The sequence below is a fragment of the Bacteroides sp. 3_1_13 genome (assembly GCF_001185845.1).
In the GTDB taxonomy this organism is placed as follows: Bacteria; Bacteroidota; Bacteroidia; order Bacteroidales; family Bacteroidaceae; genus Bacteroides; species Bacteroides xylanisolvens.
In genome coordinates, this window is sequence record NZ_KQ236956.1 from 1,363,523 (window position 1) to 1,369,797 (window position 6,275).

At 41.5% G+C, this 6,275-nt stretch carries 4 protein-coding genes; 2 read left to right on the forward strand and 2 right to left on the reverse strand.

Translation table 11 applies throughout. The annotated features are described in order from the left end of the window. Window positions 1–4: 4 nt before the first annotated feature. Window positions 5–808: an energy transducer TonB gene (locus HMPREF9009_RS18045; RefSeq protein WP_404841259.1), complete on the forward strand. Its 804-nt coding sequence runs from the start codon at window positions 5–7 to the stop codon at window positions 806–808. A 28-nt stretch (window positions 809–836) separates the two neighbouring features. Continuing rightward, window positions 837–3,716: a PD-(D/E)XK nuclease family protein gene (locus tag HMPREF9009_RS18050; RefSeq protein ID WP_049702922.1), complete on the forward strand. Its 2,880-nt coding sequence runs from the start codon at window positions 837–839 to the stop codon at window positions 3,714–3,716. A gap of 147 nt (window positions 3,717–3,863) precedes the next feature. On the opposite strand, the gene HMPREF9009_RS18055 is transcribed toward HMPREF9009_RS18050, so the two are convergent. Together HMPREF9009_RS18055 and HMPREF9009_RS18060 are read right to left on the reverse strand one after the other, a co-directional pair. Beyond that, window positions 3,864–4,997, reverse strand: a complete 1,134-nt coding sequence (locus tag HMPREF9009_RS18055; RefSeq protein WP_008017655.1) for a hybrid sensor histidine kinase/response regulator — start codon at window positions 4,995–4,997, stop codon at window positions 3,864–3,866. Window positions 4,998–5,016: 19 nt separating this feature from the next. Next, window positions 5,017–5,946: a UDP-glucuronic acid decarboxylase family protein gene (locus HMPREF9009_RS18060; RefSeq protein WP_004300450.1), complete on the reverse strand. Its 930-nt coding sequence runs from the start codon at window positions 5,944–5,946 to the stop codon at window positions 5,017–5,019. Between the last annotated feature and the right edge of the window lie 329 nt (window positions 5,947–6,275).

The following is a 6,275-nucleotide window of genomic DNA, read 5'->3' on the forward strand; positions in this document are numbered from 1 at the left end:
TGACATGGTACGAGGAAAACAAACTTGCAAAATTTTAAAAGAGATTCGTCGGCAGATAGCCGAAGCGAATGATATTGAATTCATCACCTCTGAATGTCAGTATCAGGGAGACTGTTTGGGCACTTGTCCCAAATGCGAAGCGGAAGTTCGTTATTTGGAGCAACAGCTTGAGCGAAAACAGATAGCGGGAAAAGCAATCACAGTATTAGGCATATCTGCAGGGCTGATAGCCATGACTCCAATGACTTCATGCACTAATTCGGCTAATAAAGGAATGAATAAAGAAGTGTCTAGTGATACAACTTCCTATGAAAATCTCATTATGGGAGAGCCTGTCCCCACTCCGGCAGAAGACACCATCATTGCCTCCATAAAAGATGTACCACCTCCCCCACCACCAGCGCCAACACCCGATGATATGCTAGGAGGAGAGATAGTAGTTGGATTTGTTGCCCCCGATATATCAAATACTTCACTGTCGGCTAGTGATACACTGGAAGTAGCTCCGGTTATGCCGGAATTCCCGGGAGGTCAACAAGCATTAATGCAATTCCTTAGAAAAAAAATAAAGTATCCGACAGTCGCTCAAGGAGAGATGGGACCACAGGGACGTGTTATTATCCGGTTTGTCGTTGATAAGGAAGGAAATGTAGTCAACCCCAAAGTTGTACGCAGCGTAGATCCTTACTTGGATAAAGAAGCATTGCGTATCATCAATCAAATGCCCAAATGGAAGCCGGGAGAACTGGAAGATGGTACTAAAGTAGCCGTCTATTTCACCGTTCCGGTTATGTTCCGGGCACAATAAATATATGAATTAGAAAAACTTAATCAATATGCAATCATTTCTCCAACTAGTCGCTCACGATTTATATGCCAAAATAGGAAATGACCTGTCACGTACAGCACTCATTTTCCCCAATAAACGTGCTAACTTGTTTTTCAATGAATATTTGGCAGGAGAATCCGATCAACCGATCTGGTCACCAGCCGCCATGAGTATCAGCGACCTGTTTCAGAAACTATCAGTACAAAAAAGCGGTGACCCTATTAGATTGGTTTGTGAGCTTTATAAAGTATTCAAAGAGGAAACACAGAGCCAGGAAACATTGGATGATTTCTACTTCTGGGGAGAGTTGTTGATTAGTGATTTTGATGATGTGGATAAGAATATGGTTGATGCCGACAAACTATTCAGTAATCTGCAAGATCTGAAAAACCTGATGGACGATTATGAATTCCTCGACAAAGAACAGGAAGAAGCCATTCAACAGTTTTTTCAGAATTTCTCCATTGAAAGACGAACCGAACTCAAAGAGAAATTTATTTCCCTTTGGGACAAACTAGGCACTATCTACCATCATTACCGGGAAAACCTGACAGAGCTAGGCATCGCATACGAAGGCATGCTCTACCGGAATGTGATTGAACAACTCGATACCGATCAACTCAAATACGACAAATACATATTTGTCGGTTTCAATGTACTGAACAAAGTAGAAAACGAATTTTTCAGAAAACTGAAAGATGCAGGCAAAGCACTCTTTTATTGGGACTACGATATTTTCTACACCCAACAAATCAGAAAACATGAAGCCGGAGAATTTCTGAAACGTAATCTGGGGGAATTTCCGAACGAACTCCCGGAAAGCTTTTTCGATACCTTCAAAGAACCGAAAAAAATACGTTATATTTCCGCTTCCACCGAGAATGCACAAGCGCGTTTCCTCCCCGAATGGATCAAAATGATTACGGACAATCATTCACAAATCGCTGAAGAAAAGGAAAAAGAAAATGCCGTAGTACTTTGTAATGAAGCCTTGCTGCTTCCCGTACTTCATTCCATTCCGCAGGAAGTGAAGAATGTCAATATCACCATGGGATTCCCATTGGCTCAAACTCCTGTTTACAGTTTTATCAATGCCGCTATGGAGCTACAAACCAACGGTTACCGCTCCGATACCGGCCGATTCACTTACGAGGCGGTATCAGCCATATTGAAACATCCCTATACCCAGCAAATCTCATCCCATGCCGGTCCACTGGAACGCGAACTAACCAAAACAAACCGCTTCTATCCACTTCCATCGGAACTGAAGCAAGATGATTTCCTGGCTACCCTATTCACTCCCCGTAATGGCATTAAAGAGCTATGCGATTATCTGATTGAATTAATCAAAGATATTTCAACCATTTATCGCAAAGAAGGGGAATACAATGATATTTTCAATCAACTTTATAGAGAATCCCTCTTCCAAAGCCATACCAAAATCAACCGTCTCTACAGTTTGATTGAAAGCGGAGAACTAAGTATACGCACCGACACCCTGAAACGTCTGATAACCAAAGTATTGACAGCTTCCAATATTCCTTTCCACGGAGAACCCGCTATCGGAATGCAAGTCATGGGAGTACTGGAAACACGTAATCTGGACTTCCGGAATCTCATCATATTATCTCTCAACGAAGGACAACTCCCCAAATCCGGAGGAGAATCTTCTTTTATTCCCTATAACCTCCGGAAAGCTTTTGGCATGACCACTATCGAACATAAGAATGCAGTGTATGCCTACTATTTCTATCGCCTGATACAACGGGCAGAAAATATCACTCTGCTCTACAATACTTCCTCGGACGGTCTCAACCGTGGAGAAGAGTCCCGCTTCATGTTGCAATTACTCGTGGAAGGTCCGCATGATATCACTCGTGAGTATCTGGAAGCCGGACAATCTCCGCAAAGCATCCAAAAGATACAGATAGAAAAAACACCTGAAGTACTAAGACGAATTTATCGTACTTACGATAGCACTAATCCTTCATCGGTAATTCTCTCTCCTTCCGCCCTCAATGCTTATCTTGATTGCCGATTGAGATTCTATTACCGCTACGTAGCGAGATTAAAAACACCGGATGAAGTCAGTGCAGAAATTGATTCAGCTTTGTTTGGAACCATTTTCCATCTCTCTGCCCAATTAGCATACACCGATCTGACTGCTAATGGAAAAATGATACAGAAAGAAGATATTGAACGCTTATTACGTAATGAAGTAAAGTTGCAAAGCTATGTCGACCAAGCCTTCAAGGAAGAATTATTCAAGGTCGCTCCCGAAGAAAAGCCCGAATATAACGGCATACAGCTTATCAACTCCAAAGTAATTGTTTCCTATCTGAAACAATTACTGCGCAACGACCTTCAATATACTCCTTTTGAAATGGTCGCCATGGAAAAGGAGGTTTCAGAAGAGATAACCATACAGACAGGACAAGGGCCGTTCACTCTCCGCCTGGGTGGGACAATCGACCGTATGGATGCTAAAGAAAGTACCCTGCGGATTGTTGACTACAAAACAGGAGGAAGCCCTAAGATTCCAGCCAACATCGAGCAACTGTTTACGCCATCGGAAACACGCCCGAACTATATCTTCCAGACTTTCCTGTATGCCGCTATCATGAGCCGGAAGCAATCATTAATGGTAGCTCCTGCCCTGCTCTACATTCACCGGGCAGCATCGGAAAGCTATTCGCCTGTTATTGAAATGGGAGAACCCCGCAAACCGAAAATACCAGTAAACAACTTCGCCTTTTTTGAAGATGAATTCCGTGAACGCTTACAGGCATTACTAGAAGAGATCTTTAATGAAAAAGAACCTTTCACGCAGACAGAGGACACTAAAAAGTGTTCGTATTGCGATTTTAAAGCTATCTGCAAGCGATAGATTAAATTAAAAATCCAGGCACGGATTACGCAAATCACGGTTTTTCCAATTATCTTAAACCGTGTAATTCCGTGTAATCCGTGCCTGAATAAAATATAAAGAAGTTTCAACGCATCCTTTAACAGAGACAAAAACGCATTGAATCAATTATTTTTCGAGCAATGGAATTGAGAAACTAAATGTAGATCCGTCTCCTTTCTTTGAAGTAAACCACAGCTTACCGCCATTCTTGACAACAAAGTCCTGACACAATAATAATCCGAGTCCCGAACCTTCCTCATTGTTTGTACCGAAGGTACTGAAATGAGTATCAGTGTGCAACAACTTCTTCTGATTTTCGTCATCAATACCGCAACCACTATCTTTCACACTTACGATTGCCATACCATCTTCCTCTGTCAGTGACACCACTACTTCCGAACCTTCATTGCTAAACTTGATCGCATTGCTGATTAAATTACGAATCACTGTTTTAATCATGTCAATATCAGCACGAACAGCCACATTCTCTACAGGCACATCTTGTACTATCTTAATATTTTTCAGGCTGGCCACCATCGTAAAGATTTCACTTACGCCCTCTACGACTTCCACCATATTAATATCCTGATAAACCACTTTCAGCTTACCAATCTGGCTCTTCGTCCATTTCAGCAGATTATCAAGCAATGAGAATACATCTTCTGTTGTCTGATTAGCCATCGTTAGCAATTCATACATCTCATCACCGATTGTATCACTCGGCAAATTCAGAATCAGCATATTCAATACCATCTTGATAGATCCCATTGGTGAACGCAAGTCATGTGCAATCACAGAATAGAGTTTGTCGCGTCCCATGATCGTCTTACGTAACTCTTCCGTTTGTGCAACAATGATTCTTTTCGCTGCAACCAACGAAATCTGGTGCGTCACACGAATAATCAATTCTTCTTTATTGAATGGCTTTGAAATAAAGTCATTACCACCCACCTGAAATCCTTTTACAATATCCGCCGTACTGTTTAGAGCAGTCAGGAAGATAATGGGAATTTCAGCCATTTCGGGGTCCGCTTTCATTTGTTGAGCTACCTCAAAGCCACTGATATCCGGCATCATTACATCCAGTAATACAAGATCCGGATTTTCCTTCTTCACTTGTTCCAACGCCTGCGTTCCATTACCGGCAGTCACAATTTTGAATTTTTCGTTAGTCAAAAGTACCTTTAATAAAAGGACGTTTGAAATCACATCGTCCACAATAAGGACTTTATATTCAGAAGGATTAATTTCCATATTCATAATTTTCTTTTTTTATGCTTCAGACATTTTTAAAATATTCAATCATACGCTTCAGCCCCTCTTCAAGTTCAACAGTAGGCTGCCAGCCCAATTTCTCTTTAGCCAATGTAATATCCGGTTGGCGTTGCTTCGGATCATCATCCGGTAAAGACTTAAATACAATCTTCGAAGATGAACCGGTCATACTAATAATCCTTTCCGCCAATTCCAATACCGGAAATTCATTCGGATTCCCCAGGTTTATAGGACCTGTAAACTCGTCCTCCGTATTCATCATTCTTATCATTCCTTCAATCAAATCATCAATATACTGGAAGCTGCGTGTCTGCTTCCCATCACCATATATCGTTATATCTTCATTATTCAACGCTTGAAGAATAAAATTAGAAACAACCCGTCCATCATTCGGCAACATTCGCGGACCATACGTATTAAAAATACGGATAATCTTCACACGCACATTGTTCTGACGGTGATAATCCATAAATAACGTTTCTGCACAACGCTTTCCCTCATCATAGCAAGACCGGTATCCCACCGGATTCACATTTCCCCAATAGCTTTCCGGTTGCGGATGAACGATTGGATCTCCATATACCTCGCTCGTAGAAGCTTGCAGAATCTTGGCATCCAGTCTCATTGCCAATCCCAGCATATTAATAGCTCCCATCACAGATGTTTTGGCAGTTTGAATCGGGTCATGTTGATAATGAATGGGAGATGCCGGACAGGCCAAATTATAGATTTCATCTACTTCAGCCGAATAAGGATAAGTGACATCATGCCTCACCACCTCAAAATGATGATTATCCATCAAGTGAATGATATTATCTTTCGAACCCGTAAAAAAATTATCCAGGCATATCACGTCGTGACCTTCGTTTATAAGCCGTGTACAGAGATGAGAGCCTATAAAACCGGCTCCGCCACTTACCAATATTCTTTTCATTCTAAATATTTCTATTGTTTACTAAAGAGACGCTGTCTCTTCGTTTTGTTTATGGTCACAAATGTAACCGATTTGCTTAAAATAAACAATTTTCGGAGAGGATATTTTACCTCAAATCCGCAACTAAGCTCTTCAGCGTCCTTCTTGCGTCTAAACGTCCTCTCATCACTGAATTAGCAGATAAATTGAGGCTGAAATACCCACTTCTGCCCACAATATCCCCTTGCCCCACTATGCGACTTGAGGCAATACGCAGTATCATACCCATAAGTTGTAGGCGTTATCCAAAATCAGTCTGAAAAATATCTGCGTAAGCATTATTACAGGTA